Origin of the sequence: Pontibacter amylolyticus (genome assembly GCF_014638845.1) — a bacterium.
Lineage (GTDB): Bacteria > Bacteroidota > Bacteroidia > Cytophagales > Hymenobacteraceae > Pontibacter > Pontibacter amylolyticus.
Genome location: NZ_BMFP01000005.1, coordinates 1 through 23,441, shown reverse-complemented (window position 1 = coordinate 23,441; position 23,441 = coordinate 1). Strand labels below are relative to the sequence as shown.

23 protein-coding genes and 4 tRNA genes are annotated in these 23,441 nt (G+C 52.4%); 13 read left to right on the top strand and 14 right to left on the bottom strand.

Annotated features, from left to right (window positions below; all coding sequences use genetic code 11):
• Positions 1–3 precede the first annotated feature (3 nt).
• Positions 4–285: a GNAT family N-acetyltransferase gene (locus IEV97_RS13060; protein WP_188501932.1), complete on the top strand. Its 282-nt coding sequence runs from the start codon at positions 4–6 to the stop codon at positions 283–285.
• Positions 286–354: 69 nt separating this feature from the next.
• Here the strand turns inward: IEV97_RS13060 and IEV97_RS13055 are convergent, their stop codons facing one another.
• From IEV97_RS13055 to IEV97_RS13035, 5 genes are all read right to left on the bottom strand, one after another.
• Positions 355–636 (bottom strand): hypothetical protein, encoded by a 282-nt coding sequence (locus tag IEV97_RS13055; protein ID WP_188501931.1) that lies wholly within the window; start codon positions 634–636, stop codon positions 355–357.
• Positions 637–846: 210 nt separating this feature from the next.
• A complete protein-coding gene (locus IEV97_RS13050; RefSeq protein WP_188501930.1) occupies positions 847–1,380 on the bottom strand; it encodes a YceI family protein in 534 nt (177 codons plus the stop codon).
• Between the two features lie 98 nt (positions 1,381–1,478).
• On the bottom strand, positions 1,479–1,943 hold the full coding sequence (locus tag IEV97_RS13045) for an META domain-containing protein (protein ID WP_188501929.1): 465 nt from the start codon (positions 1,941–1,943) through the stop codon (positions 1,479–1,481).
• A gap of 137 nt (positions 1,944–2,080) precedes the next feature.
• Entirely contained in the window at positions 2,081–2,929 is an 849-nt protein-coding gene (locus IEV97_RS13040; RefSeq protein WP_188501928.1) for a hypothetical protein, read from the bottom strand.
• Between the two features lie 119 nt (positions 2,930–3,048).
• Positions 3,049–3,735 carry a VOC family protein gene (locus IEV97_RS13035; RefSeq protein ID WP_188501927.1) on the bottom strand — a complete coding sequence of 229 codons (687 nt, stop codon included), beginning with the start codon at positions 3,733–3,735 and terminating at the stop codon, positions 3,049–3,051.
• Between the two features lie 189 nt (positions 3,736–3,924).
• Here IEV97_RS13035 and IEV97_RS13030 point away from each other — a divergent pair, with 189 nt between their 5' ends.
• From IEV97_RS13030 to IEV97_RS13020, 3 genes are all read left to right on the top strand, one after another.
• Positions 3,925–5,571 carry a catalase gene (locus tag IEV97_RS13030; protein ID WP_188501926.1) on the top strand — a complete coding sequence of 549 codons (1,647 nt, stop codon included), beginning with the start codon at positions 3,925–3,927 and terminating at the stop codon, positions 5,569–5,571.
• 197 nt (positions 5,572–5,768) lie between these two features.
• Complete coding sequence (rlmD, locus tag IEV97_RS13025; protein WP_188501925.1) at positions 5,769–7,187, top strand: 23S rRNA (uracil(1939)-C(5))-methyltransferase RlmD; 1,419 nt, start codon at positions 5,769–5,771, stop codon at positions 7,185–7,187.
• A 159-nt stretch (positions 7,188–7,346) separates the two neighbouring features.
• Positions 7,347–7,718 carry a hypothetical protein gene (locus IEV97_RS13020; protein WP_188501924.1) on the top strand — a complete coding sequence of 124 codons (372 nt, stop codon included), beginning with the start codon at positions 7,347–7,349 and terminating at the stop codon, positions 7,716–7,718.
• A 152-nt stretch (positions 7,719–7,870) separates the two neighbouring features.
• On the opposite strand, the gene thiL is transcribed toward IEV97_RS13020, so the two are convergent.
• Entirely contained in the window at positions 7,871–8,896 is a 1,026-nt protein-coding gene (thiL, locus tag IEV97_RS13015) for a thiamine-phosphate kinase (RefSeq protein WP_188501923.1), read from the bottom strand.
• A 182-nt stretch (positions 8,897–9,078) separates the two neighbouring features.
• On the opposite strand from thiL, the gene IEV97_RS13010 reads away from it, so the two are divergent.
• Positions 9,079–9,888, top strand: a complete 810-nt coding sequence (locus IEV97_RS13010; RefSeq protein WP_188501922.1) for an SDR family oxidoreductase — start codon at positions 9,079–9,081, stop codon at positions 9,886–9,888.
• A gap of 345 nt (positions 9,889–10,233) precedes the next feature.
• Here the strand turns inward: IEV97_RS13010 and IEV97_RS13005 are convergent, their stop codons facing one another.
• Complete coding sequence (locus tag IEV97_RS13005; protein WP_229733935.1) at positions 10,234–10,875, bottom strand: SH3 domain-containing protein; 642 nt, start codon at positions 10,873–10,875, stop codon at positions 10,234–10,236.
• A gap of 165 nt (positions 10,876–11,040) precedes the next feature.
• On the opposite strand from IEV97_RS13005, the gene IEV97_RS13000 reads away from it, so the two are divergent.
• Together IEV97_RS13000 and IEV97_RS12995 are read left to right on the top strand one after the other, a co-directional pair.
• Positions 11,041–11,113: transfer RNA gene (locus IEV97_RS13000), tRNA-Lys, on the top strand.
• 57 nt (positions 11,114–11,170) lie between these two features.
• Positions 11,171–11,243 (top strand) — tRNA-Lys (locus tag IEV97_RS12995).
• Between the two features lie 348 nt (positions 11,244–11,591).
• Here IEV97_RS12995 and IEV97_RS12990 read toward each other — a convergent pair.
• From IEV97_RS12990 to IEV97_RS12975, 4 genes are all read right to left on the bottom strand, one after another.
• Positions 11,592–11,936: a hypothetical protein gene (locus IEV97_RS12990; RefSeq protein ID WP_188501920.1), complete on the bottom strand. Its 345-nt coding sequence runs from the start codon at positions 11,934–11,936 to the stop codon at positions 11,592–11,594.
• 12 nt (positions 11,937–11,948) lie between these two features.
• On the bottom strand, positions 11,949–13,544 hold the full coding sequence (locus tag IEV97_RS12985) for an FAD-dependent oxidoreductase (protein WP_188501919.1): 1,596 nt from the start codon (positions 13,542–13,544) through the stop codon (positions 11,949–11,951).
• A gap of 94 nt (positions 13,545–13,638) precedes the next feature.
• Complete coding sequence (locus tag IEV97_RS12980) at positions 13,639–14,298, bottom strand: sigma-70 family RNA polymerase sigma factor (RefSeq protein ID WP_188501918.1); 660 nt, start codon at positions 14,296–14,298, stop codon at positions 13,639–13,641.
• Between the two features lie 195 nt (positions 14,299–14,493).
• On the bottom strand, positions 14,494–15,345 hold the full coding sequence (locus tag IEV97_RS12975) for a cyanophycinase (RefSeq protein ID WP_188501917.1): 852 nt from the start codon (positions 15,343–15,345) through the stop codon (positions 14,494–14,496).
• A 153-nt stretch (positions 15,346–15,498) separates the two neighbouring features.
• Here IEV97_RS12975 and IEV97_RS12970 point away from each other — a divergent pair, with 153 nt between their 5' ends.
• The 4 genes from IEV97_RS12970 (at position 15,499) to IEV97_RS12955 (ending at position 17,614) form a co-directional block, all read left to right on the top strand.
• A complete protein-coding gene (locus IEV97_RS12970) occupies positions 15,499–16,047 on the top strand; it encodes a DUF4142 domain-containing protein (RefSeq protein WP_188501916.1) in 549 nt (182 codons plus the stop codon).
• Positions 16,048–16,059: 12 nt separating this feature from the next.
• On the top strand, positions 16,060–16,386 hold the full coding sequence (locus IEV97_RS12965) for a plastocyanin/azurin family copper-binding protein (RefSeq protein WP_229733934.1): 327 nt from the start codon (positions 16,060–16,062) through the stop codon (positions 16,384–16,386).
• A gap of 309 nt (positions 16,387–16,695) precedes the next feature.
• Positions 16,696–17,310, top strand: coding sequence for a DUF4403 family protein (locus IEV97_RS12960; RefSeq protein WP_188501915.1), 615 nt, complete (start codon positions 16,696–16,698; stop codon positions 17,308–17,310).
• 231 nt (positions 17,311–17,541) lie between these two features.
• Positions 17,542–17,614 (top strand) — tRNA-Lys (locus IEV97_RS12955).
• 60 nt (positions 17,615–17,674) lie between these two features.
• Here the strand turns inward: IEV97_RS12955 and IEV97_RS12950 are convergent.
• The 3 genes from IEV97_RS12950 to IEV97_RS12940 form a co-directional block, all read right to left on the bottom strand.
• Complete coding sequence (locus IEV97_RS12950; protein ID WP_188501914.1) at positions 17,675–18,064, bottom strand: hypothetical protein; 390 nt, start codon at positions 18,062–18,064, stop codon at positions 17,675–17,677.
• A 76-nt stretch (positions 18,065–18,140) separates the two neighbouring features.
• Positions 18,141–19,499: a hypothetical protein gene (locus IEV97_RS12945; protein WP_188501913.1), complete on the bottom strand. Its 1,359-nt coding sequence runs from the start codon at positions 19,497–19,499 to the stop codon at positions 18,141–18,143.
• Between the two features lie 93 nt (positions 19,500–19,592).
• Positions 19,593–20,354 carry an ABC transporter ATP-binding protein gene (locus IEV97_RS12940; RefSeq protein WP_188501912.1) on the bottom strand — a complete coding sequence of 254 codons (762 nt, stop codon included), beginning with the start codon at positions 20,352–20,354 and terminating at the stop codon, positions 19,593–19,595.
• Positions 20,355–20,726: 372 nt separating this feature from the next.
• On the opposite strand from IEV97_RS12940, the gene IEV97_RS12935 reads away from it, so the two are divergent.
• A complete protein-coding gene (locus IEV97_RS12935) occupies positions 20,727–22,979 on the top strand; it encodes a TonB-dependent receptor (RefSeq protein ID WP_188502313.1) in 2,253 nt (750 codons plus the stop codon).
• A gap of 137 nt (positions 22,980–23,116) precedes the next feature.
• Positions 23,117–23,198, top strand: a tRNA-Leu gene (locus IEV97_RS12930).
• Positions 23,199–23,441 lie beyond the last annotated feature (243 nt).

Genomic DNA, 23,441 nt, shown 5'->3' with positions numbered 1-23,441 from the left:
GCCATGGAATTGAACATCAAGCACGATAAAGAATACCAGCAGTTTACCGCCAGTCTGGGGGAGGAAGACGCTGAACTGGCCTACGCCACCCCTTCTGAAGAGGTGATGGATTTTACGCACACCTTCGTGCCGGAGTCGGCGCGGGGCAAAGGCGTAGCGAACAAGCTGATAGAGGAAGGCCTGTGCTACGCAGAGGAGAACGGCAAGAGAGTGATCGCTACCTGCCCGGTCGTAAAGAAATTCATCGACAGAAACTCGAACTATCAAAAGCTGTTACAGGAATAGCGTGCCACCTAGAAAAGATAAAAGGTATACCCTGCCTGCTACGGGTTGGGGTATACCTTTTACTTTGAGTCAGGACTTGAATCGCGCTATGTAGGCGATGGCTGAGAGCACCAAGGGGTGCTTGGCCTGCATCTTCTCGATGAGTTGTTCCATCACCAAGTAATCGCTTACCGCCGTGCTGATCTCACCGCAGAGCAGCAGGTACTTATACCTGATGACGCTGATGTAGCACTTGTCATCGTTGTGAAGCATAAAGTTGCAGATGTTCAGGTATAGCTCCTGAGCCGCTTTATCGCTTAAGTCGATGTTTAAGGTATCTTTTATCGCTTTTCTGGCGCTTTTCTTTTGCATAATAGTAGGAGGATTCATGCAAACAGGCATGCTGAGGTATGGGGCGGCCAAACAGCCGGTAAAGGCACAAGCAAGGTTTACCGGACAGAGAAACCGGTAGAGGCGCTTGCCAGGAGTTGGCGGGCTAAGCGAACGGGAGTATGCTACACGTATAGGGTAATTCGGTAGCTGCGCCAGCCGGGGCGCCAGTGACTAGCGCAGCTATCCTGGTTACTGTTTCACGAGCTGGATCTCGCAGTGAAGGCGAATTTCGTCGCTCACCACCACGCTGCCGGCTTCGGTTACGGCATCCCAGTTGAGGCCGAATTCTTTTCGTTTGATCTTGCCCTCCACACTGAAGCCCGCCTTGGTCTGACCATAGGGATCCACCACGGTGCCGTGATATTCCACGTCCAGCGTAATAGGCCGCGTGGTGCCGCGTATGGTGAGGTCTCCGTGCAGTTTCTCAAAGCCCGGTTTCAGCTCCTCGTAGTTCTTGCCCTCAAACCGCACCTGCCCGTGATTCTCGGCATCAAAGAAATCTGCCGATTTCAGGTGTGTGTCGCGCTGCTCGTTGTTGGTGCTGATCGAGTCGACATCGGCTGTGAACAGGATCTTTTTGGTGCTGTGAAAATCCTCTCCCTCGGTCTCAACTTCCACATTGAACTTTTCGAAATAGCCGGTCACCGTTGTGATCATGAGGTGACGCACTTTGAACTGTACTTCGCTGTGCGTGGGATCAACGATCCATTTAGTTGTTGCCATAGGTATAGGTGTTTTAGCTGCTCAATAAATACATGACTGTTGGTGCCTTTAGCATACTGCTTACATGCTAATATGGTTATAATCTGATAGTTATTCTCTCATCGAACATCTGGCATGTTGGGTTCCGAACCTGTCTTGAAGGTGGCGACGGCCGTTTTTTGGTGGAAGAGCGTGAGCACATCGCCCGCGATCTCATAGGAGTCGACCGTTTTGAGCACGGCCATCAGGAGGTTTTCCTGCTCAATGATCGGGCACATGGCCCGTGTGGTAGCCAGGTTCGTGAGTTGCAGGGAACCGTTACTCAGGCTATACCTGCCCATCAGGCGGTTGCAACCTGTGAAGCCTGTCAACTCATTTTCACCTGCCTCGAAGCGTATGTAAGCCGTCTGGTTTTCGGGGTTGTCCTCAAATTGCTGGTCCTGGAGCGAAAGCAGTATCCAGTACGAACTTTTCAGCTCTGTGTCTCCCTCAACGCCGTACCGCCTGTTTTTCTCGCTAAGGTTACAGGCGCTCAGGAATAAAAAAAGTAGCAATAGCCAGCTGTAGCGTAATATTTTTTTCATAGTCTTTTAATAAAGGGCTCGCGCTATACCTGTGCTTTGTCCGGGTATGGAATAGCATACGCATGAGCGCATAATAAGGTGGTTTGGTGGTGTAAAGCAGGAAGTCCACCAGAGGTAGGTGGACTTCGCTTTAGGTTTTATTTCTGATAACCGCGAACTCCGGGACCGTAGTTGGTGATGGGGGAGTTGGCTGAGTAGTCAGGGCCGGAAGGGTAGCCATAGCCGCGTGGGCTGCGGCTTGGGGAGCTATCGCGGCCACTGTCGCGTAAGCGGCCTGATTCGTAGTTGTCGTCGCGTCCCCTGCGGTTCTGGTTGCGGTGATCGTAGTTGCTGCCATAGTCGTTGTCGCTGCTGCTGCGGCTGTGTTCCCCGCGGTCGTAGTAGCGGTCGTCCAGGTTTTCAGGGTTGTCAATGCTTCTGCGACCGTCCTGCCGGCCGTGTGCGTAGTTGTAGCGCTCATCCGTGCCATACTGGTCGAAGCGACGTCCGTGGCCGGTCTGGCGGTAGCTGTTCTCCTGCCGCTCGTAGCGACGGTTGGCATGGTCTACATCGCTCTCTCTGCGCCAGTCGGTGTCTCGGTCACGCTCGTAGCCTCCCTGGCGCTGGTAATTCATGTAAGGGTTCGGGTCGCCATAGCGGTAATGGTCGCTCTGTGAACTGCCACGTCCTGAGCCATAGCTGCCTCTTTCGCGGTTGCTGTATGAACTGCCGCCGCCCCACTCGTTCTGGTGCATTTGCCCCTGGGTATGGCGATCAGCCTGACTGCGGCTGCTGTCTCCGTAGCTGCCTCCCGACCCAGAAGAAGAACCGCCATAGTAGCGCCCCTGGCTGCTTACGCTGCGCTCTTCGTGGCCCTGATCCGGCCTGCCGTAGTAATTGCCCCTGTTTTCGTAGCGGGTTTGGTAATTTGATAGATTATCACTGTCACCGGAGCGGTAGTCGCGGTTACGGTAGTCGCTGTCGTAATTTCTTTCGTTGTGTCTCATAGTTTTAAGTGTTTTGGGTTGATGTACCTTCTGCCTTATTAACGGGCTTTGGGCCGCAGTGTTCTCTTCGTTCGCCAATACCGGCGGCGGCTTTCCGTAATCTGCACAGCTGGCGTTGGCTATACCTGTACTTTTGTCTTCTCCGATTCGATCACGAAAGGGCCATGGGCTATACGGCCGGCACCCGGTGCCTGCACCCGTACACACAGTGGCAACGCCAGGGCGGGGTTTTGCGTGGGAAACCAGGGCCTTTGTTCCTGCACCACAATGAACAGGCCCTCCGCATCGCCCACAGCTTCGAACAGCGCATCTGCTACTTTCCAGCGCGACAGTTTAAATTCTTCCCGCAGCTCCTGTGCAAATGCTGCTACCCCTATCACCGGAAGTCCCACCTCGGCTATACCTGACAGTTGAGCTGGTCCGAATGGGGTATGGCTGGCAGGGGCACTGCGATGGGCGATGAACTCCAGCAGATTAAAGGCAGGATCGTAGAAATAGAGCGCCTTCGCCTGCCAGGTTTCATGGTCGACTACGGGGGAGGCTGCGCCGGGAGCATACAGGAACGCCACCCGGTCCCGCAGCCACGCAGCAGCTTCCGTAATCCCGTTTCCAGGTATATGAAAGGCCAGGTGATAGCCTCCATTTTGCGCTGCCTCGCCAGTCCGGAATGTCAGCGTGCTATACCCCGCCTGTACACTAAAAGACTCGTCGTCTTCTGATAACAAGGGCAAGCCGAGCAATTGCGTGTAAAATGCTTTCAGTTCTTCAGGCTGGCTGGTCTGCAGTTCAAGTGCGGTTATTTTCATGGGGATGTAACATAACGTGATAATTGTAAGAGGTATACGCGGGTTGAAATGACTTAGACGCTGCTTATGACAAAACGGTGTTTGCGCGTTGATATTCAGATAAGAATCAATGATTTAGCCTGAATTCATCAACCCTTAGGTATTGGTTTCGTTAAATACTATCTGAAAATCTATCAAAAAAAGCAGGTCATGAAAAAAAACGGAAGCAAAGGCAACGGGCAAGAAAAGTCCAGGTATAGCAAAGCCGAAAAATCCCGCAATGCCAGCAAAGGCAACACCCTCACCACCCGTCAGGGGCATCCTGTCACCGACAACCAAAACATCAGAACCCTTGGCAGCAGCGGCCCCGCTACCATGGAGAACTACCACTTCATAGAAAAGATATCGCACTTTGACCGGGAGCGCGTGCCGGAGCGCGTAGTGCACGCCCGCGGTGCCGGTGCCCATGGCGTGTTTGTCTCGTACGGCACAGTAGGCAAGGACCCGGTCGAGAAATTTACCCGCGCCAAGGTGTTTAAAAAAGGAAAGGAGACGCCCACTTTTGTGCGCTTCTCCACTGTAGGCCATCCGTCAGGCTCACCTGAAACCCTGCGCGACCCGCGTGGTTTTGCCGTGAAGTTCTATACCGAAGACGGCAACTGGGACCTGGTGGGCAATAACCTGAAGATCTTCTTCATCCGCGATGCCATGAAGTTTCCGGACCTGATTCACTCGCAGAAACCGGATCCGGTAACCAATATCCAGAGCGCGGAGCGTATTTTCGATTTTTTCTCCGGCTCTCCCGAAGCCACTCACATGGTTACTTTCCTGTACTCGCCCTGGGGCATTCCGGCCAACTACCGCCAGATGCAGGGCTCCGGCGTGAACACCTACAAGTGGGTGAATGCTGAGGGTGAGGCCATGCTGGTGAAGTACCATTGGGAGCCGCTCCAGGGTATCCGCAACCTGACCCAAAAAGAGGCGCAGGAGGTACAGGGCAAAAACTTCAACCATGCCACGCAGGACCTGTACGAGGCGATCGAGCGCGGCGACTTTCCGGAGTGGGAGCTCAACGTGCAGCTCATAAGCGATGATGACCACCCGGAACTGGACTTCGACCCGCTGGACGACACCAAACTGTGGCCGAAAGAGCAGTTTCCGTGGTACCCGGTTGGTAAAATGACCCTGAATCGAAATCCGGTAGATTATTTTAACGAAGTAGAACTGGCTGCATTTGGTACCGGTGTGCTGGTAGACGGACTGGACTTCTCTGACGATAAGATGCTGCAGGGACGTACCTTCTCGTACTCCGACACGCAGCGCTACCGCATCGGCGCCAACTACCTGCAGCTGCCGATCAACGCGCCGAAAGTACACGTGGCCACCAACCAGCGTGGCGGCCAGATGGCCTACGACACGGATTTTGCCGAAGGACAGAACATTCACGTGAACTACGAGCCGTCTATACTGGGCGGATTGAGCGAAGCACCGAAGCCAGCAAAAGAGTACACCCCGCGCTACGAAGCCAATTTGGTACGCCAGCCGATCGAGCGGGCCAATCCGTTCAAGCAGGCCGGGGAGACGTTCCGCAACTTCGAGGACTGGGAGCGTGAGGAACTGATCAACAACCTGGGCAACGACTTGGCTAAATGCGACCCCCGTATTCAGGAAAGAATGCTGGATCATTTCACGCAGGCCGATGAAAATTACGGACGTTTGGTGCGCGAGCGCATCGAGCAGGTGACGAAGCAGATGAAGAAAATGGACAAAGGAATGGACGGTCCGATGGGCAACGTGACCGGAGAGCAGGGTGTCGAAGACGCGAAGCAGAAGTCCCACAAAGCCAAACCTTATTGAGCTGACATGCCTTAAGGTATAGCAAGGCCGCTTCTGAAAGGGAGCGGCCTTTTTTTGTTTTAGACGATTGGTTCGTAATCACCCCTTGTCCTCGCTTGAAGGCGCGCGAGCGAGGACAATGTCCAGGGATAGCAGTGCTTGAGTTAATTAGTACCCACTTCCCACATCTCCCGATTTTTAGTTAATTTTGCAGCACTGTGAGAAAGCAAAAGAAGAAGATAAATTTCGAGATACTCGAAAACATACGAATTGAGGAGATGGTGGCCGAGGGCAAATGCCTTGCCCGTCATGAGAACATGGTGGTTTTTGTGGGCGGTGTGGCCCCCGGCGACGTGGTAGACCTGCGCGTGACCCGCAAAAAGAAGAGCTTTATGGAGGCGGAAGCCGTGCGTTTCCACGCTTACTCCGATGTGCGCGTGCAGCCTTTCTGCGAGCACTTCGGTACCTGCGGCGGTTGCAAGTGGCAGCACATCGGCTACGACACGCAACTGTTCTACAAGCAGAAGCAGGTGCAGGATAATCTGGAGCGCATCGGCAAAGTGGCGCTTCCGCCTTTCGACCCAATCCTGGGCTCTGCCAAAGACAGATTCTACCGCAACAAACTGGAGTTCACTTTCTCTAACTACGGCTGGCTGACCAACGAGCAGATCAAGTCAGGGGAGGAGCACGAGCGCCGCGCACTGGGTTTCCACATGCCGGGCCGCTTCGACAAGATCCTCGACATCCAGAACTGCTACCTGCAGCCCGAGCCGTCCAACAGCATCCGACTGGCCGTGCGCGACTACGCCCGTGCCAACAACCTGGTGTTTTTTGATAAGATGCGCATGACAGGTTGGTTACGCAACCTGATCGTTAGGACCGCCAACACCGGCGAGCTGATGGTGATCCTGCAGGTATACCACGACGACCAGGAAGCCCTGACAGGTATACTGGATCATCTGGCGGCAGAATTTCCGGAGATCACCTCGCTGCAGTATGTGGTGAATGGTAAAGGCAACGAGACTTTCCATGACCTGCCGGTTATCTGCTACAAGGGTTTGCCCTACATCCACGAAGAGATGGAAGGTATACGCTTCCGGGTGGGGGCGAAATCCTTCTACCAGACCAATGCCGACCAGGCTTATGAGCTTTACAAACTGACCCGCGAGTTTGCGGGTCTGACCGGAAACGAACTGGTATACGACCTTTATACCGGAGCCGGTACCATTGCCAACTTCGTGGCCCGTCAGTGCCGCGAAGTCATAGGTATAGAATATGTGCCGAGTGCCATCGAAGACGCGAAGATCAATTCGCAGATCAACGACATTACGAACACAACCTTCTACGCCGGTGATATGAAGGATATTTTGTCGGATGAATTGATCGAGCGCCATGGTAAACCGGATGTGGTGATCACTGACCCGCCGCGTGCCGGTATGGACGAGAAGGTGGTGGCCAAACTGCTGCAAGTGCATGCGAACCGCATTGTGTATGTGAGCTGTAACCCCGCCACGCAGGCCCGCGACCTGGAGCTTCTTTCCGAGAAATATGACGTAACGCGTGTGCAGCCTGTGGACATGTTCCCGCAGACGCACCACGTTGAGAATATTGTATTGTTAACTAGACGTATCACGTAGCACGTATCAAGTAGCACGATTGCTTCAGTGAGAACTAGACAAAGGACTATTTGACAAAAGACAAAAGATTTTTTTCGGCTATACCTGTACGCGAAAGTCTTAAGTTACAAAGTCTATAGTCCTTTGTCCAGAAGAAGTCGTGCTGCGCAAAAAAGAATTATGCAAAACGATCCTGAACTGAACGGTAAATACCTGGGCACCATCTCCAGGGACTTTGTGGTGGTGGCCGAGACGCTTCGCGAAGCCTCTTACCAGGTGCGCAAACGCCAGATTTCCAAATACCCGATCTTCGTTTTCTCCCGCACGGAGGTGCCCATCGGTTCGCTCTTCCTCGCCAAAGAAGAACTGGCGCTGGAGTGGCATATCTATGCTTCTTACCTCGAAGACTTCATCAAGCATCGATTGGTGGATTCGGAGAAAATAGATGACTTCGTGGCGGCCTACAAAGACCCGGACGAGTTCTGCTGCCTTTTCGTCGTAGACGGCGAGAACTTCACCAACTTCGTGTTCATCCCCTTCCCGGAGGATTAGGCTTGCGAAGCAAGTTTTGGTATCACGACACACGTATCAAGTAGCACGACTTTATACCTAACGAAAAAGGAAAGCTGAGCAGCTTTCCTTTTTCGTTTTATGATCTTATTGAAGAAATCTTGATACTTGATACGTGTGTCGTGATACGTACCTTAAAAATGCTGCCAGCCCTGCGCCTGCAACGGGAAGGACTGTCCGTGTTTGTTGGCTAGGTTGATGCCTTCGCTCTTGTCGGTGATCTTGCCGATAATGCTGATGTCGGGGTGGTTCTTCACTTTGTCGTAGTCGGACAGCGGCACCGTGAACAGGAGCTCGTAGTCCTCGCCGCCGTTGAGGATGCAGGTGATCGGGTCGAGCTTGAATTCCATGGCTGCTTCCAGCGTCTGCTCATCTACGGGAAGGTTGTCCTTGTAGATGGTGGCACCCACGCCGGACTGCGCGCAGATGTGGAACAGCTCAGAGGCCAGCCCGTCCGACACGTCGATCATGGCAGTTGGTTTGATGTCACGCCCCTTCATGTCGTGGATCACGTCCATACGGGCTTCCGGGCGCAGTTGGCGGCCCACAATATACTGCTTGTCTTCGAGCTGTGGCTGCATTTCCGGATCGGCCATAAAAGCCTGCTTCTCGCGCTCCAAAATCTGAAGTCCGAGGTAGGCGGCGCCCAGGTCGCCGGTCACGCAGATCAGGTCGTTTTCTTTGGCGCCGCTGCGCAGTACCGCTTCACCTTTGGCTACCTCGCCGATCGCCGTAATGCTGATCACCAGGCCGGTGCGGGAAGAGGTGGTGTCGCCGCCCACCAGGTCCACGTCGTAGTTTTCGCAGGCCAGGCGCATCCCCTCATAAAGTTCCTCCACGGCCTCCACGGTATACTTGGCACCCAGCGCAATGTTCACCGTAATCTGCGTCGGTTTGGCAAACATAGCCGCTATATCCGATACGTTCACGGCCACTGCTTTGTAGCCCAGGTGCTTCAGCGGGCAAAAGGTGAGGTCGAAGTGCACACCCTCCAGCAGCATGTCGCTTGTCACCACGATCTGTTTTTCGCCCGGCTCCAGAATGGCTGCATCGTCGCCGATTCCCTTGATGGTGGAAGGTTGGCGCAACTCTATTTTTTCCTTTAGTCGCTTGATGAGGCCAAACTCGCCTACTTCGCTTAATGGGGTATAGTTACTCATCTTTTCTCTGCTTTATACCTGCAAAGGTACGCAAAATCTAAGGTATAGGCGTAATCTGCCCATGGCGGAATTCCTAAACGAAATTTAGCGCAGAAGTAGTAGTTTTGCATCTGATGCCTGCACAGTGCGGGATCTAAATATTTGTCTGCTATGTAGGCAAGGTATAAGCTGATTTGAAAAAGATGAAAAATAAGGTAGTGCTCGTAACGGGTGGCACATCAGGTATAGGCAAGGCGCTGGTGTTTGCTTTCGGGAAGGCAGGCGCGAATGTGGCCTACTCCGGTCGAAACCAACAGAACCTCGACCAGACCGCGCAGGAACTGGCGGCGGCAGGTATAGACAACCTGGCGATCAACGCGGATGTGAGCGTCGAGGCCGACTGCGAGCGCATGGTCGCTGAAACGGTGAGCAGGTATGGCAGACTGGATATCCTCATCAACAATGCGGGCATCTCGATGCGGGCGCTTTTCGAGGACCTCGACCTGGACGTGCTGCGCAAGGTAATGGACATCAACTTCTGGGGAACGGTCTACAGCACCAAGTTCGCACTGCCTTACATACAAGCGGTCAAAGGCTCTATCATTGGTATTTCCTCCATTGCCGGTTACCGCGGTTTGCCTGCCCGCACAGGCTACTCCGCCTCTAAGTTTGCCATGCACGGCTTCCTGGAAACGCTGCGCACCGAACTGCTTCACTCCGGCGTGCATGTCCTCATTGCCTGCCCGGGCTTCACGGCTTCCAACATCCGCAACACGGCCCTCGCCGCCGACGGGCAGCAGCAGGGAGAGACACCGCGTGACGAACAGAAAATGATGAGTGCCGAAGAAGTAGCCGACCGCATCCTGCAAGCGACCATCAAGCGCAAGCGTGACCTTGTGATGACGACCCAGGGCAAAATGGCGGTATGGGTAAACAAACTCTTCCCAAGCCTGGCTGATAAGCTGGTCTACAATGTGATGGCGAAGGAGAAGGACTCGCCGTTGAAGAAGTAATTACGTATCACGACACACGTATCACGTAGCACGATGCCCTCAGAGAGGACTTGACAATGGACTACTTGACCCAGGACACAGGTTGCTGTTCCGGATTTGCAATCCGGGGCCACTTATTATGCGGATTTGCAATCCGCGTGCCTGCCAAGAGCAACAGCCTCTGCAAGGCGGATTGCAAATCCGAAAGAGCGTTCAAAGGGTATTAGACTTTACACAGGTATAGCTGTTGTTCCGGATATCAAATCCGTAATAGCCTTAGAAAGTTTTTTGTCAAGCAGTCTTCTGTCAGGTCATTTCCCTGAGACAAGTCGTGCTACGTGATACGTGTGTCGTGATACGCAGAAGCTAAGGCAGCTCCAGCAGATTGTGCTTCCGCACATAGGCCTTTTCACCCTTCCACCGGATCTCGTACCAGATATCCTGTTCGCCTGTGATAGGTACCTTATGTCCCTGCGACACGGTGGCCAGCCAGGTGGCGCCAGCCGAGGGCGCGGACATGATGGCTACCTGATCGTTGCGGATGATGCCTGCATCACCCAGGTTGAGGAAGTTGATGTAGTAGAGGATGAAGAGCAGGTATAGCACAAAGCCCACCTTGAACGTCTGGCTGAACCGGTGTCCTTTGCGCCAGCTCACGAACATAATCGTCACGGCCACGACGGCCACCAGCAACATCAGCTCCAGAATGCGCATGTAGTGTTTGCTGAACTGCGTCTTGAAGAACTGCAGGTCGTTGTATTCGTAGCCGCTCAGGCGGTGGGTTTGCCCGAGTTCTTCCATCTTTTTTAGCACCGAACGGCTGGGCTGTTTCTTGTAGAAAAGATGCAGGTAGTACATGGCCCCGGTATAGTCGCGCGCACTCTCCTTGATGTAGGCCATCTTGAGGAGCATTTGTGGCGTGTATACCTGCTCGTGCTGCAGCAGCGAATCGTAAAGCGTGAAAGCCTCCGTATACTGCAGGTTATTGAAGAGGGAATCGGCCCGCAAAAGGATTTTATTATCTGTCTGACTATAAACTGGTTCGGTGTTCAGCGCCAAAAAAAGGAGCAAAAAACCAGAGATTTTGAACCAAAGATTTTGCATTTAAACAGATAGCTATTACTTTTGCAACGCAATTAAGGGAAACGTCCCTGACAATGCAAGTTAGTAAAAGATTCTGTAGCTCAGCTGGTAGAGCAATACACTTTTAATGTATGGGTCCTGGGTTCGAATCCCAGCGGGATCACAAATGCAAGCGCTTTGTTTCGGTAAGGCGCTTTTTTAACTACTAACAAACAGTACCGATTCTGTAGCTCAGCTGGTAGAGCAATACACTTTTAATGTATGGGTCCTGGGTTCGAATCCCAGCGGGATCACAAATGAGAAGCTCAATCCGTAAGGATTGGGCTTTTTTTATGTCCGGCGGGTTCACAAGAGTTACCTCAAATTTCAAAGAAGCCTTCTGAATCCCAACGGTTGATAGTAAAACTGATAATCCAACTGGCGCTTTCATTTACCAGAAGGCGGTATATCAGCAGGGCCGTTTCATTCTATCTCTTTTGTCATCCTGTAAGGATCCTGGTAGCGAGTAGCTTCGGCTTAACCTCCCGAGGGAAAGGGCCCTGTATTTCAACCAAGTTTCTTTACAGAATGACAATAAGTTTTTTTAGCCTGTTTTCTTAGAATGAAACAGTCCTAGGTATAGAGAGGGTATGGAGAATGACTCATTCCCCGAACGCGAAAACCAACAGCAGCACAAAACCAGCCACCGCCAGCAGTCCGTGCCCGACGGCCAAGGCTTTGGGGATGGGACGGCCCGTCAGGTCCCGGGAAACCATGTACAGTCCCCCTAAGGCTGCCAGCACGAAAAGCACCAGGCTCTCCCAGGGGTTAGGACCTCCTTTGGTAATGTAAATGATCAGGAGCACCAGCCCGACGACCGCCATGGGACCATGCGAGAAGACAATCGCCTTGGGCGTCTCTTTGCCCCGGAGCACAAAGGTGAGCAGGTACATCCCCAGCAAGGCGGCCAGCGCGAAAAAACCAATAGCGGTATAGATCAGATTCATGGCTGTCAGGGTTTAGGTGATCGGGTTATTGATTTCGCGTTCGCCGGAGGTTTTGCCTCCCGATTCTAGTAAGTGACCGGTTTTGGGGTCAATCGCTTTCCGCTCCAGATTAAGGATGGCAGGGCCTTCAATCACGCTCCCGTCTGTCATAAAGCGGCTTCCGTGGCAGGGGCAGTCCCAGGTCTTCTCGGCATTGTTCCAGTTCACAATGCACTTCATGTGGGTGCAGACTGCCGAGCAGACATGCAGTTGGTTCTGCTCATCGCGGTATACGGCCAGCTTTTCAGATTCCACCTCGATGGTTCTGCCCTCACCTGGATTTATATCAGCGAAATGGCTGACCTGACCCGCGGGTATGTCTTTCAGGTACTGTGCGGCTACGTTGGCGTTTTCCTTGATAAACTTTCCGACGGTAGACAGGTTAGTGCCCCTCGTAGCGTCAAATGTCTCCAGCCAGGGACTTCCTTCCCCGGCTATCGTGTCAGCCAGCTGTATGCCGGCCACGGTGCCGTAGGTGAGTCCATCGGCGTAGAAACCAGTGGCAATGTACGTTCGCTTCGACCCTTTGTGCGTGAGCCCGATATAAGGCACCCCGTCTCCTGAGCGGTAATGCTGGGCCGACCACCTGAACTCGACCGAGGCCACGTCAAAGTGCTGCCGGGCATAGGCTTCGAGTTCGTTGAAATAGTGCTGGTACTCCTGGTGCGAGGCCTGCCCGGTTTTGTGGTGATTGCCGGCGATCATCAGCATGTCCAGTACCATGGAGTCGGTGCTGTGGGTGGTAATGGCGTGGTGGGTCTTGTCGTTGTGCCAGAAATAGGCATCCGGATAAGCACCCGACTTCAGGCGCATGGCCACTACATAGCTTCGATAGGGAGCGGCCACGGTTTGCACCGTATGGATACCGATGGGAATGTGCGTGGCAAGAATCAGTTGGTGGCAGGTCACCGTGCCTTGTGTTGTTGTCAGCAGACAGTGATCTTCCTCCTCTTTTAGGTCCACCACGGTGGTGTGTTCGTAGATCTGGACGCCCATTTGGGTGACTGCCTTTGCCAAGCCTAGCACGTACCGCAACGGATGGAAGCGTGCCTGCCCATCCATACGGACAGCCCGCTGCACACTGTCGAACCTGAGCCCGGGAACCTGCGTCACAAATTCAGCGGCCATACCTGCCTGTTGCAGTGCCTCCGCCTCCTTCTCAATCGTAGACGCCATGTCTTCCTCCTGCGTGAAGAAGTACCAGGGCCGCCGCGCGAAATGGCAGTCGATGCTGTACTTTCGGGTGTGCTGCTCAATAAAATCCAGCGCCGCGAACCTTGCCTGCGCAACGGTGTTGGCAACTTCCTGACTTCTGGTTTTGGCAATGTGATGGAAGTAGGGCCCCACGGGCACATACAGGTTGCCGGTAGACCAGCCGGTGGTGCCGCCTCCCACTCGGCGGGCCTCCAATACCGCCACACGCTTGCCTGCTTTGGCAAGCTGGTGCGCTGCGGTAATGCCGGTTATGCCGCCGCCCACAATGGCTACATCCACCTGAAGGCTACCCTCCAGGGTGGGGTAATCAGGGCGCTGGGGAGTTGTGGCCTCCCAAAAAGATTGTGTCTCCATGGCTGAGTGGTAAAAGTATAAGTATCAAAATAAACGACTTCCCGCCTTGCATTTTACTGCCTAACTGGCTTAAGCGGTTGGGCTGGCACCGCTTTCAGATCCGCTGGAAAACCCGCTCCACTACCTGGTCGCAGTAAATGAGGTTGAACTCATACACGGCCGCCTTCGGATACCAACTCTCCAGTTTCCTGCGCAGCATGCTTTTCGCCCTGTTCAGCCGTACTTTTACATTCGTCTCCGTGATCTCCATCACCTCAGCCGTCTCGTGCACATTCAGGCCCTCCAACTCACGCAGTACAAAAACGGTACGGTATTCAGGAGCCAGCTGCTCAATGCATTCCTCCAGCACCCGCCCAAGCTCACGGTTCAGCACTTCTCTATGCCCGTCAGAGGACGGATTCTTCTCCGCGAAATTTACCTCTCCGGTATGGCTGACCTCCGAGAAGGCGGATTTGGATTTGTGCGCTTTTTCCATGGTCCAGTGATAGCACTTGTTGAGCATTATTCTGATCAGCCAGGTCTTATAGGCGGCGCGGGACTCAAATTTCCCCAGATTTAGGTAAGCCGCAATGTGAGCCTCCTGCATCAGATCCTGCACATCGTCATGCAAAAGCCCGAAAGAACGACCCACTTTGTAAAGCGCTCCGTTGTGGCGCCTGATCAGGATTTCAAACAGGTCTTTTTCACCGGCCTTTATCTTTGAGACAATCTCGCTGTCCGGTGCATAGCTGACCACGGCTTCCGTTTTATGCATGATTTTTTAAGATTGTAAGTGAATGTAACTGGTACTGTACCAGGTGTATACCTGAATACCACGCCCACTTATTATTAGTTGTCTTTAAGAATGAATGCCTTTTTTGATTTAGAGTCAGAAGGGAAGCGATTGGTTACAAAATCACAGAAAAGACAGTGAGGAGGCTAGAACAGGGTTCGCTGGTATGGGAGGCTTTTACATGAAACGGCCGGATTGCGTGTCAAATTTCTTGCCTTTGGGCAGTACGTGCATGATCATATTTTCCAGGCAGAGGGGCTCATCGGGTGCCAGTAGCCTGTAATTGTTCGCCTTTAGGTGCCTGCCGTCCAACAGCACCACCAGCCCCGAGCCAATGGTCTCCAGGCAATTCCCATCTTTGATAAGCACTGCGGTGTCTTCCCCAAGCCCCACCCCAATCAGGGTCGGGTGGGCGGCCAGACTCTCAATCATTCTGGGAATGCGGCGGCGGTTCACAAAGTGGGTGTCGATCATCACATTTTTCAGGAACCCCAGTCCATACCCGAGTTCGACGGCCCCTTTCACCAACACGTTTTTCTCGGCCGCGCCCAGGATCATGATTTCGGCCATGGCCATAGCGCCTGCGCTGGTCCCCGAGATCAGAAATTTCTCCTCCTGCCAATACCTTTCATGTAGGATATCTAATGCCGGCGAACCCGTAAAAACCTCTGTAATCCTGCTTTGGTTACCCCCGGTGAACATGACGGCATCTGTTTTTCGCAGCCTTTCCAGGTTTTCAGGTATGGCTAAGTCTTTTTTTGTCTGCAGGTGCAGGGCACCCACGTTGTCGCAGCCCAACAGCAGGAAACCATCATAATAAGCTTTGGCCATCTCTTCCGGTATATGCGAGGCCGTCGTGATCACCTCGATGCGGGTGCCGATGCCATGCAACTCGTCATGAATGCGCTTCAGGATGCCAGTCTCGAAAAAACGTATCTGGTCGCGCACGTTGCCTTCGGCGGGTACGGGCAGGGTGCCTTTGTCCTCGTTTCCGCCTATCGCCACAATTTTGCCTTTTGGAAATCGCATGGGTTCTTTTTTAAAGTTTTAGAGTGCCCGGGGCAGGTATAGGTTACAACGGGAGCACCTTCCTGCGCCGTCCCAAAAAACGATGGCCTCTTTTGTAACTTATTACGAGCCAGCTACTCCAATACTTATCTAATCACTTTAAAATCAGAAAATATGAAACGTTTTGAGAAGTTCACCATGAAGACTGCAGCGCTATTTCTTGGCGTGTTTGCCTTTGGGTCCACGGTGCTGGCGCAGGGGAACCCGACGCTATCGGATGCGGAGGTAGCCTCGGCAGCCGTGACGGCCAATCAGATTGACATTGATTTTGCCGCTATTGCCAGGGAGAAGTCTAAGGATACCCAGGTGTTGGAATTTGCCCGGACCATGGCCAATGATCATCAAGCCGTCATCGACCAGGCAGTCGCGCTGACGGAAAAGTTATCCGTGACTCCCAAGGACAATGCAGTCAGCCAGCAGCTGAAGGCCGACGCGGAGAAAACCAAAGAGCAACTGCGTGCCAAGTCAGGAAAGGCTTTTGACAAGGCTTATATAGACAATGAAGTAGCCTACCATACCTCTGTTATCGCTGCGGTGAAGGATCTCCTGATTCCGGAGACAGAGAATGCGGAATTGAAGGATTTACTGATGTCTGTGGTGCCGGCCCTGGAGGCACACCTGGAGCATGCGAAAATGATACAGCAAAAAATGTCCAAAAAATAATGCCCCATGTTTATGTCAATGCACAAGGTACTGTTTCCCTGCGCGCTGCTTCTGCTGACGGGATTTTCCACCTTACAGGAAAGGCCTGCTAGCAAGACGCACCGCGTGGAGATTGTGCAGATGAAGTTCAGTCCTTCCAGCCTGAGCGTGCGGCCCGGCGATACAGTGCTTTTCGTGAACCTGGATATGGTCACGCACGACGTGACAGAGGCGTCCGGCAAGTCATGGAAGTCGCCGCCTCTGGCAGCCAAGGGCTCCTGGAAGAAGGTTGCGAAGACCAGCGCCAGTTACTATTGCAGTTTCCACCCCGTCATGAAGGGCACGATAACAGTCAAGTGAGGGCTAGGGGAAGCGACTAGGTCTGTGAATGCCCGGTTTGTCTTGTGGTGCTCCGGTGTATTATTCGGTTTTAAGGAATTAATCCTAACTTTAAGTCTCGTGTGTGGGGTGGCCTATTCGAGGCTCTGTTAGTATGTTGAAATTATTAATTTGTAAAGCTTTGTGTGCTTTATTATAATCCCGATGGGATCACTTTAGAAGAGCCTCAAACCTGGGTTTGGGGCTCTTTTTATTTCTGCCGATTTCGATCACCTCAAACCCTTTAGGTATTTTTGAGTTTAAATGCCTTTGTATACCTAAAGTCTATATATGGAAAACTTTGTCAAAATTCAGGTGCCGGTCTCTATTTCTTACCCTGCTTTGGAGGGTGTGCTCAGGAAGCAGCTGGTAGGCGAATACATACCCAAGCCCTCAGAAGATACGGATGCAAACCCATATGCCCAGATTCTGGATGTCGGGCTGGCAGGCAGCAGCTCCGGTACAGGTGACATTATCCTGAGGGTCAGGATCCGGATATTAAGAACCATCCTTAAGCGCGACAATGTGGACCTGTATGTGCAGGCAACGCCTGGCTACGACAACGCCACGCAGCAGGTATACATCCACAGATTCAACATGCAGGCCCAGACTTCCAGCCGCTTTTATAACTCCTCTCTCGAGGTGCTGGTCAACAAGGTGGCCTACAACCAGATCATCCAGAAGGCGAGAGTAAATCTGGCCGAAATAATTGGGAACGAACTGGCCAAGGCAAACGGTATGCTGGAAACAGGTATGGAGCTGAAAGGCCTGAAGCTTACCGGTACAGTAGAGGAGGTCCGGGTGCATGACATCACGCCAAAAGCCAACCGGATGTTCCTGAACCTGGAGCTGCAGGCAAATGTAGAAGTGGATGTGTCTGATTTGAGTGAACTGCTACCCGCTTGACCAGCGATTCAGGGCTTGAAGCGATTTTATCCGGTATGACGCGCTTTTTTTTTCTGAAATGAATTTTTTTTGGATGGCCGGTAACCGATTGATGCTTAGGAAGATTAAACCAAAATGAAACGCCAGCGTTTTATACAGTTACCGTAAGTAGCATGAATAAAGGGAGCAGACTTTGTGAATTAAAGAAAAAGGTCTACTTTTGCACTCCCAACACTGGGAATAAACAGTACTGATTCTGTAGCTCAGCTGGTAGAGCAATACACTTTTAATGTATGGGTCCTGGGTTCGAATCCCAGCGGGATCACTTAAAAAAGAAAGGCTTCTTACGAAACGTAAGAAGCCTTTCTTTTTTTGTTTAAGATATTCAAATATCGGCACTGGTCATGTTGAGATTGGTCTTTTGGGTGGTTACCTCTTTATTCCCCAACTTGCCTTGCTCCACCTTCTCCAGGTATTGCACCAATTCCAGTGTACGGTTAATCACTTCCATGTCAGGACGGTATACCTGCTCATCAGGTGCATACTGCCCTTGTGGCGCTATCTTGTTGTGCAGCACTTTCAGGTACGTAATGTAGCTGTCTACCTGGCTGCCGATGTAGGTGAAAAAATCCGGGTTTTCGGTGGCCTGGTCCAAAAAGCCAGCCTTTTGATTTTCAGCGTCGCGAATCTCCTGGTAAACCGCTTGAGCAGCCTCTTCTTTAGAAAGATTCTGCACCTGCAGTTCAACTAAAAATTTGTCATAATCGAATTCCATCTGATATAGTTTGCCCGTGGGGTGTGTCAGGCTATTGCAATGACAATATTGCTACACACTTAGTTCGATGTGCGGTTTATTCGGTTTTGTAGAGCGTCTCAAACAGCTTGTACTTGTATTGCTTGTACTCCTGCAATACCGCTACCATGGCAAAAACGGTCAGGGCGATCACGACAGGGTATACCATGTACAGCATCGGGTGCAGCAGGGGCAAGAACAGCAGGCCCAGCAGCAGGATAGAGATGAAACTGTACAGGTATGAGGTTTTCGCACTAAAGCTCAGGATACCGCCTTTCACCATTTTAGGGCTCGTGAATGAGGCAATGATGCCGATGGGAGTCAAAACCAGCACGGCGGCACTGTACATCAGCAAAATAAAGGTTGCCTGTTCGTGGTTAAAGAAAGCCACATACAACACCACGATGGCCGCATCTATCAGAATGGGCATACGAAGGGGCAGCAGGCTGGCCTTCAGAAATTCCTTGTAGTTTCCGGTGGCGCGTTCCGTTGTCAGCCACAGGTTTTTGTAAAAGCCCCACACGTTGTTGAACACGTAGGTATAAATCACAAGCGGACCCACAAACAGCCAGAGCGATACGTTCTTGTCGAGCATGTGGATGCCCTTGGCCGAGTATACCGTTGCGTCGATGCCGAGCATGAGCACCTTAAAGCCCAGACCAAACAGGAGCAGCTGTTTCGCCATTTTGTGGTTCTTGAAAAGGCGCCAGCCCAGGCTGCGGCGGGCATCGTTGCTGTAGTTCACTGTGCGGCGCTTCGGCTCGTAGGCCGCCTGCTCCAGCAGGTAGTTCGCGACCAGAAAACAGGCCAGCGAAGCCAGGTGCACCACCAGCATCATCACGGAAGTCACCGGCTCAAACATAGGCGCGCGGGCCTCCAGGGCGATAAAGGCGCCCACCATGATCACGGCTCCCCAAAAAGCACTGCCGCGCCAGTTGATGCGCCGCTCAATGAACACCTGCAGCGACCGCCTTGTAATATGCGCCGTCAGAAACACTAGGAAACTCTGCGCGAGATGCAACACCGTATAGTCAGGCGACATCATGCAGAGCAGCAGCAGGAAGTTGAGCAGCACGAAGTAGAAGGGCGACACCAACTCCACGATCAGTTCAGTCCAGAAGCGCTTGAGCGGTTTGATGGGGTAAATGCGGTTGATGAAATCTGCTTTCGGGATATAGGCCGGGAAAAAACCGCGCAGTATCGTGAACGACAGCAGGAGGAGGTTGGTATAGCCCAGCATCTGGCTGACATCCATATTCAGGCCGCCTTCACGGGCCTGCTGCAGCAGAAACGTAATCAGCCAGGCATAGAAGGCAGACAGCACAATGCCCAGCGCGAGCAGGAGTACCCGTTGCATTTTCTTGTGTCGGAAATAGCTGTTCAGTCTTGCCTTGCAGGAATATAAAATCAGATCCATTTACTTAAGTGATAAGTTAAAAAGCTAGAAAGGTAGAAAGTCGAAGAGCCAGAAAAATAACTTTCTAACTTCCCAACTTTTTAATTTTCTAACTTAATTCAACATCCAGTCGATGTCGGCGTCGGCAGCGGTGTGGTGCGGGAGCAGCAACTGAAACAGGGCCTGGTCGATGAGCGCCTCGCCGTTCATGGTAAATTCCTGCACCGATCCGTTGTACATCAGCTGCCCATCGTTGAGCACCCCGATGTGCGTGGCGACACGCTCTACATAGTTCAGGTCGTGTGATGAGATAAGCACCACGCGGCTTGACGTGCTGTAGTTGCGGATCAGCTTCACCAGCAGTTGAGCTGCAATCGGGTCGAGGCCCGTGAAAGGCTCGTCCAGGATGAGCACGCGTGGTTTGTGCAGGATAGCGGCTACGATGCCCACTTTCTTTTTCATGCCAGTAGAGTAGCCCGCAATGTTCTTGTGCAACGACTCACGCTCCGTGAAAAAGTAATTGGTCAGGCTGTTGATACGCTGCTGCGCCTCGTCTTCAGGCAATCTATAGAGTTTTGCCACAAAGTTAAGGTACTCCAAGCCCGTAAATTCTTCAATCAGGGGATTGTCTTCGCAAAGGGCGCCCAGATCCTGCTTTACCTCGAGTGGATTGCTCAGGTAGTCTTTTCCAAAGAGCGAAATGGTGCCGGAATCAGGTTTTATGAGATCGAGAATACTGTTGAGAAAGGTACTTTTGCCAACTCCGTTTTTGCCCAGCAGGCAGTAGCACTGGCCTTGTTCTATTGTGATGTCTAGCGATTGCAATACATGTTTGTTGCCATACGCTTTGGATAGTCCTTTTATCTCTACACTCATAAACTCCCTGGCTAAATATTGTAATATAACTATTCTTTATGAAGGTATAAATTTAGCTATACCCCTGAAATAGTCCAAACATTAAATACGAAACTTAAGCTTGAGGGCACCGGCGTCCTCAAAACTTTATGCGCGTTTTTGCTAAACCAACATTGTTCGTTGTGCATAAGGTTTCGGCACTCCACAAATGTTTCACGTTTTTTCGAAATCGGTTTCACAAGGCTTTCAGTACCAAAAACTTACAACAGTATCCTTATCTGAACAACGACAGAGAATTAATGTTTTTAGGGTAATCTAAAATTAAGTATAAGGAAATCTAAACTTTTATTTAAGTTTGTCTCGTAATAGACATGATAAGCCTAAATAATGAAAATGAAGTACCTATACCTGATTTGTGTTTTGCTCATCGTCCCTTCCTTGGTAAGTGCCCAAACTGGCAAAGTGAAGGGGCAGGTAATGACTGGGGAGGTGCCCGCATCCTTTGCCAGCGTCGGATTGGTTGGTAGCAGTATAGGGACCACTGCTGACGAAAAGGGGCATTTCGAGTTAGGGCAGGTTCCGGTAGGAGTTCATAAAATCAGCTTTTCAGCCATCGGTTTCAGGGCGCAGGAGTTGACGGTAACAGTAAAGACTGGTGAGATAAGCACCGTGAAAGTTCGCCTGCAGCCCCAGGACGCACGTTTGCGTGAGGTTGTTGTGTCGGGCACCATGCGCGAGACATACCTGCTGGAATCTCCGGTGCCGGTGGAGATCTATACCCCCAAGTATTTTCAAAAGAACCCAACCCCGGCTATTTTCGAGGCGCTGGAGATCGTGAACGGGGTGCAGCCTCAGATCAATTGCAGCGTGTGCGGCACAGGCGACATCCACATCAACGGGATGGAAGGCGCCTATACCATGGTGCTGATCGACGGCATGCCAATCGTAAGTGCTCTGTCCACCGTGTACGGGCTGAGTGGTATACCCAACAGTTTAATTGAGCGGGTAGAAGTGGTGAAAGGGCCGGCCTCCACGCTGTACGGCTCGGAGGCAGTGGCGGGGCTCATCAACATCATCACCAAAAGCCCCTTAACGGCGCCGCGGCTCTCTGCCGATCTGTTCTATACCTCGCACCAGGAACTGAATGCCGACCTTGGGTATAGCAAACGTTGGACTCGCGCCTCGACTATGATCAGCACCAACTATTTCCGGTTTGCAGACAGGCGCGATGTGAACGAGGATAATTTTACGGATATACCGGTGCAGCACCGCTTTTCGGTTTTCAACAAATGGAGCTTGAACCGTCCGCAGAACCGAGTGGCCAACCTGGCGGCCCGCTATTACTACGAAGACCGGTTTGGCGGGGAGATGCAGTGGCAGCCCATGCACCGGGGCGGTGACCAGGTATACGGCGAGTCGGTCTATACCAGTCGCTACGAAGTGCTGGGTGGTTACCAGTTGCCTATACCTGAGCACCTGCTGTTCAGCTTCTCTTACAATGATCACCAGCAGAATGCCGCTTACGGCGAGACCGTCTACAGAGGGCATCAGCGGGTAGGTTTTGGGCAGCTGGTCTGGGACAAGAACCTGGGAGCTAAGCAAAAGTTGCTGCTGGGCACCACTTACCGCTATACCTGGTACGACGATAACACGCCTGCCACGCAGCGTGAGGCGGGTGCTGAAAACCAGCCGGATCGTACGTCGCTGCCGGGGGCCTTTGCCCAGCACGAGTTCAAAGCCTCCGACAAATTCACGCTGCTCTCCGGCTTGCGCTACGACTACCACTCGGCGCACGGTGGTATCTTTTCGCCGCGCCTGAGCATGCGCTGGGCTCCGAACGAAGACAATATCTTCCGCCTGAGCATGGGCAACGGCTACCGCGTAGTCAACCTGTTCACTGAAGACCACGCCGCCCTGACTGGTGCCCGCGAAGTGGTCATCCGCAATGAATTGAAGCCGGAGCAGTCGTACAACGCTAACCTGAACTACCAGCGCTACATTCCGTTGGGCAGTGGTTTTCTGAACCTGGAGGGGGCCGTATTCTATACCTATTTCACGAACAAAATCATCGCTGATTTCCTGACCAACAACACGCAGATCATTTACGACAACCTGAGCGGTCACGCCATTTCCAAAGGTATAGCATTGAATACAGAGCTGGCTTTTACGTTCCCGCTGCGCCTGCACGCCGGTGTTACTCTGATGGATGTATACCAGGTGCAGCGTACGCCCGAGCATGGGGAGGAGCGGATTCCGCAATTGCACGCACCCCGATTTTCGGGCACTTTCACCGCCTCCTACCAATTCAGGCAGTTGGCGCTCACCTTGGACTACACAGGCAGCGTAAAAGGACCGATGTACCTGCCGGTGCAGGAAAATGATTTCAGGCCTGAGCAGTCACCCTGGTTCAGTCTGCAGAACCTGCAGGCCACGAAAGCCATGGGAGAGGGGCTGGAGGTATACGGCGGGGTGAAAAACCTGCTGAACTTTATGCCCAGGTATCCGCTGATGCGTCCCTTCGATCCGTTTGATAAGCAGGTGGAGGTGGATAACCCCTACGGTTATAGCTTCGACACGGAGTACAATTACGCGCCCATGCAGGGGCGGCGTTTTTTCCTGGGCATCCGCTATACCTTGCCGCAGTAGCTACTGGCCTGACTGTTTGAGGTATAGGGTATAGCTGAAAGACGCGAAGCTTAACCTGCGTTAAAAAAATGCCTTTGGTGGTGGTTGGCTGTTGCAATTCTCAATTCTGCGGTATACTTTTGCAAACCTAATCAGCTGCGCACGTGGTGAAACTGGTAGACACGCCATCTTGAGGGGGTGGTGCCTTCGGGTGTGGGAGTTCGAATCTCCCCGCGCGCACATCAAAAGCTCTGTTCTTAACTGAATGGGGCTTTTTTTATGTCTTTTGCAGGTATAGCACTTATGGCGCGAGCGTCTTCGCTCGTGACTTGCTATGGTGGGGCCTCTGGCCCATGTATAGGTGTAGCCTGCTTTGCACTGTGGCTAATGTTTTTTGCAGGTATAGCAACCAGTGCTATTTCATAGCTTGCCCTGGCCGGGCGGGCCTTACTTTTTTCCTTGATGAAAAAAGTAAGCAAAAAA

Excerpts from the sequence above, each read along its gene's own strand:
- IEV97_RS12945 (WP_188501913.1), bottom strand. The coding sequence starts at position 19,499 with ATGGATCTGATTTTATATTCCTGCAAGGCAAGACTGAACAGCTATTTC.
- thiL (WP_188501923.1), bottom strand. The coding sequence starts at position 8,896 with ATGAGTAACTATACCCCATTAAGCGAAGTAGGCGAGTTTGGCCTCATC.
- IEV97_RS12935 (WP_188502313.1), top strand. The coding sequence starts at position 20,727 with ATGAAGTACCTATACCTGATTTGTGTTTTGCTCATCGTCCCTTCCTTG.
- IEV97_RS13040 (WP_188501928.1), bottom strand. The coding sequence starts at position 2,929 with ATGAGACACAACGAAAGAAATTACGACAGCGACTACCGTAACCGCGAC.
- IEV97_RS12970 (WP_188501916.1), top strand. The coding sequence starts at position 15,499 with ATGAAACGTTTTGAGAAGTTCACCATGAAGACTGCAGCGCTATTTCTT.
- IEV97_RS13020 (WP_188501924.1), top strand. The coding sequence starts at position 7,347 with ATGCAAAACGATCCTGAACTGAACGGTAAATACCTGGGCACCATCTCC.
- IEV97_RS13050 (WP_188501930.1), bottom strand. The coding sequence starts at position 1,380 with ATGGCAACAACTAAATGGATCGTTGATCCCACGCACAGCGAAGTACAG.
- IEV97_RS13055 (WP_188501931.1), bottom strand. The coding sequence starts at position 636 with ATGCAAAAGAAAAGCGCCAGAAAAGCGATAAAAGATACCTTAAACATC.
- IEV97_RS12960 (WP_188501915.1), top strand. The coding sequence starts at position 16,696 with ATGGAAAACTTTGTCAAAATTCAGGTGCCGGTCTCTATTTCTTACCCT.
- IEV97_RS12990 (WP_188501920.1), bottom strand. The coding sequence starts at position 11,936 with ATGAATCTGATCTATACCGCTATTGGTTTTTTCGCGCTGGCCGCCTTG.
- IEV97_RS13060 (WP_188501932.1), top strand. The coding sequence starts at position 4 with ATGGAATTGAACATCAAGCACGATAAAGAATACCAGCAGTTTACCGCC.
- IEV97_RS13035 (WP_188501927.1), bottom strand. The coding sequence starts at position 3,735 with ATGAAAATAACCGCACTTGAACTGCAGACCAGCCAGCCTGAAGAACTG.
- IEV97_RS12975 (WP_188501917.1), bottom strand. The coding sequence starts at position 15,345 with ATGCGATTTCCAAAAGGCAAAATTGTGGCGATAGGCGGAAACGAGGAC.
- IEV97_RS12940 (WP_188501912.1), bottom strand. The coding sequence starts at position 20,354 with ATGAGTGTAGAGATAAAAGGACTATCCAAAGCGTATGGCAACAAACAT.
- IEV97_RS12965 (WP_229733934.1), top strand. The coding sequence starts at position 16,060 with ATGTCAATGCACAAGGTACTGTTTCCCTGCGCGCTGCTTCTGCTGACG.
- IEV97_RS12980 (WP_188501918.1), bottom strand. The coding sequence starts at position 14,298 with ATGCATAAAACGGAAGCCGTGGTCAGCTATGCACCGGACAGCGAGATT.
- IEV97_RS13045 (WP_188501929.1), bottom strand. The coding sequence starts at position 1,943 with ATGAAAAAAATATTACGCTACAGCTGGCTATTGCTACTTTTTTTATTC.
- IEV97_RS13010 (WP_188501922.1), top strand. The coding sequence starts at position 9,079 with ATGAAAAATAAGGTAGTGCTCGTAACGGGTGGCACATCAGGTATAGGC.
- IEV97_RS12985 (WP_188501919.1), bottom strand. The coding sequence starts at position 13,544 with ATGGAGACACAATCTTTTTGGGAGGCCACAACTCCCCAGCGCCCTGAT.
- IEV97_RS13030 (WP_188501926.1), top strand. The coding sequence starts at position 3,925 with ATGAAAAAAAACGGAAGCAAAGGCAACGGGCAAGAAAAGTCCAGGTAT.
- IEV97_RS12950 (WP_188501914.1), bottom strand. The coding sequence starts at position 18,064 with ATGGAATTCGATTATGACAAATTTTTAGTTGAACTGCAGGTGCAGAAT.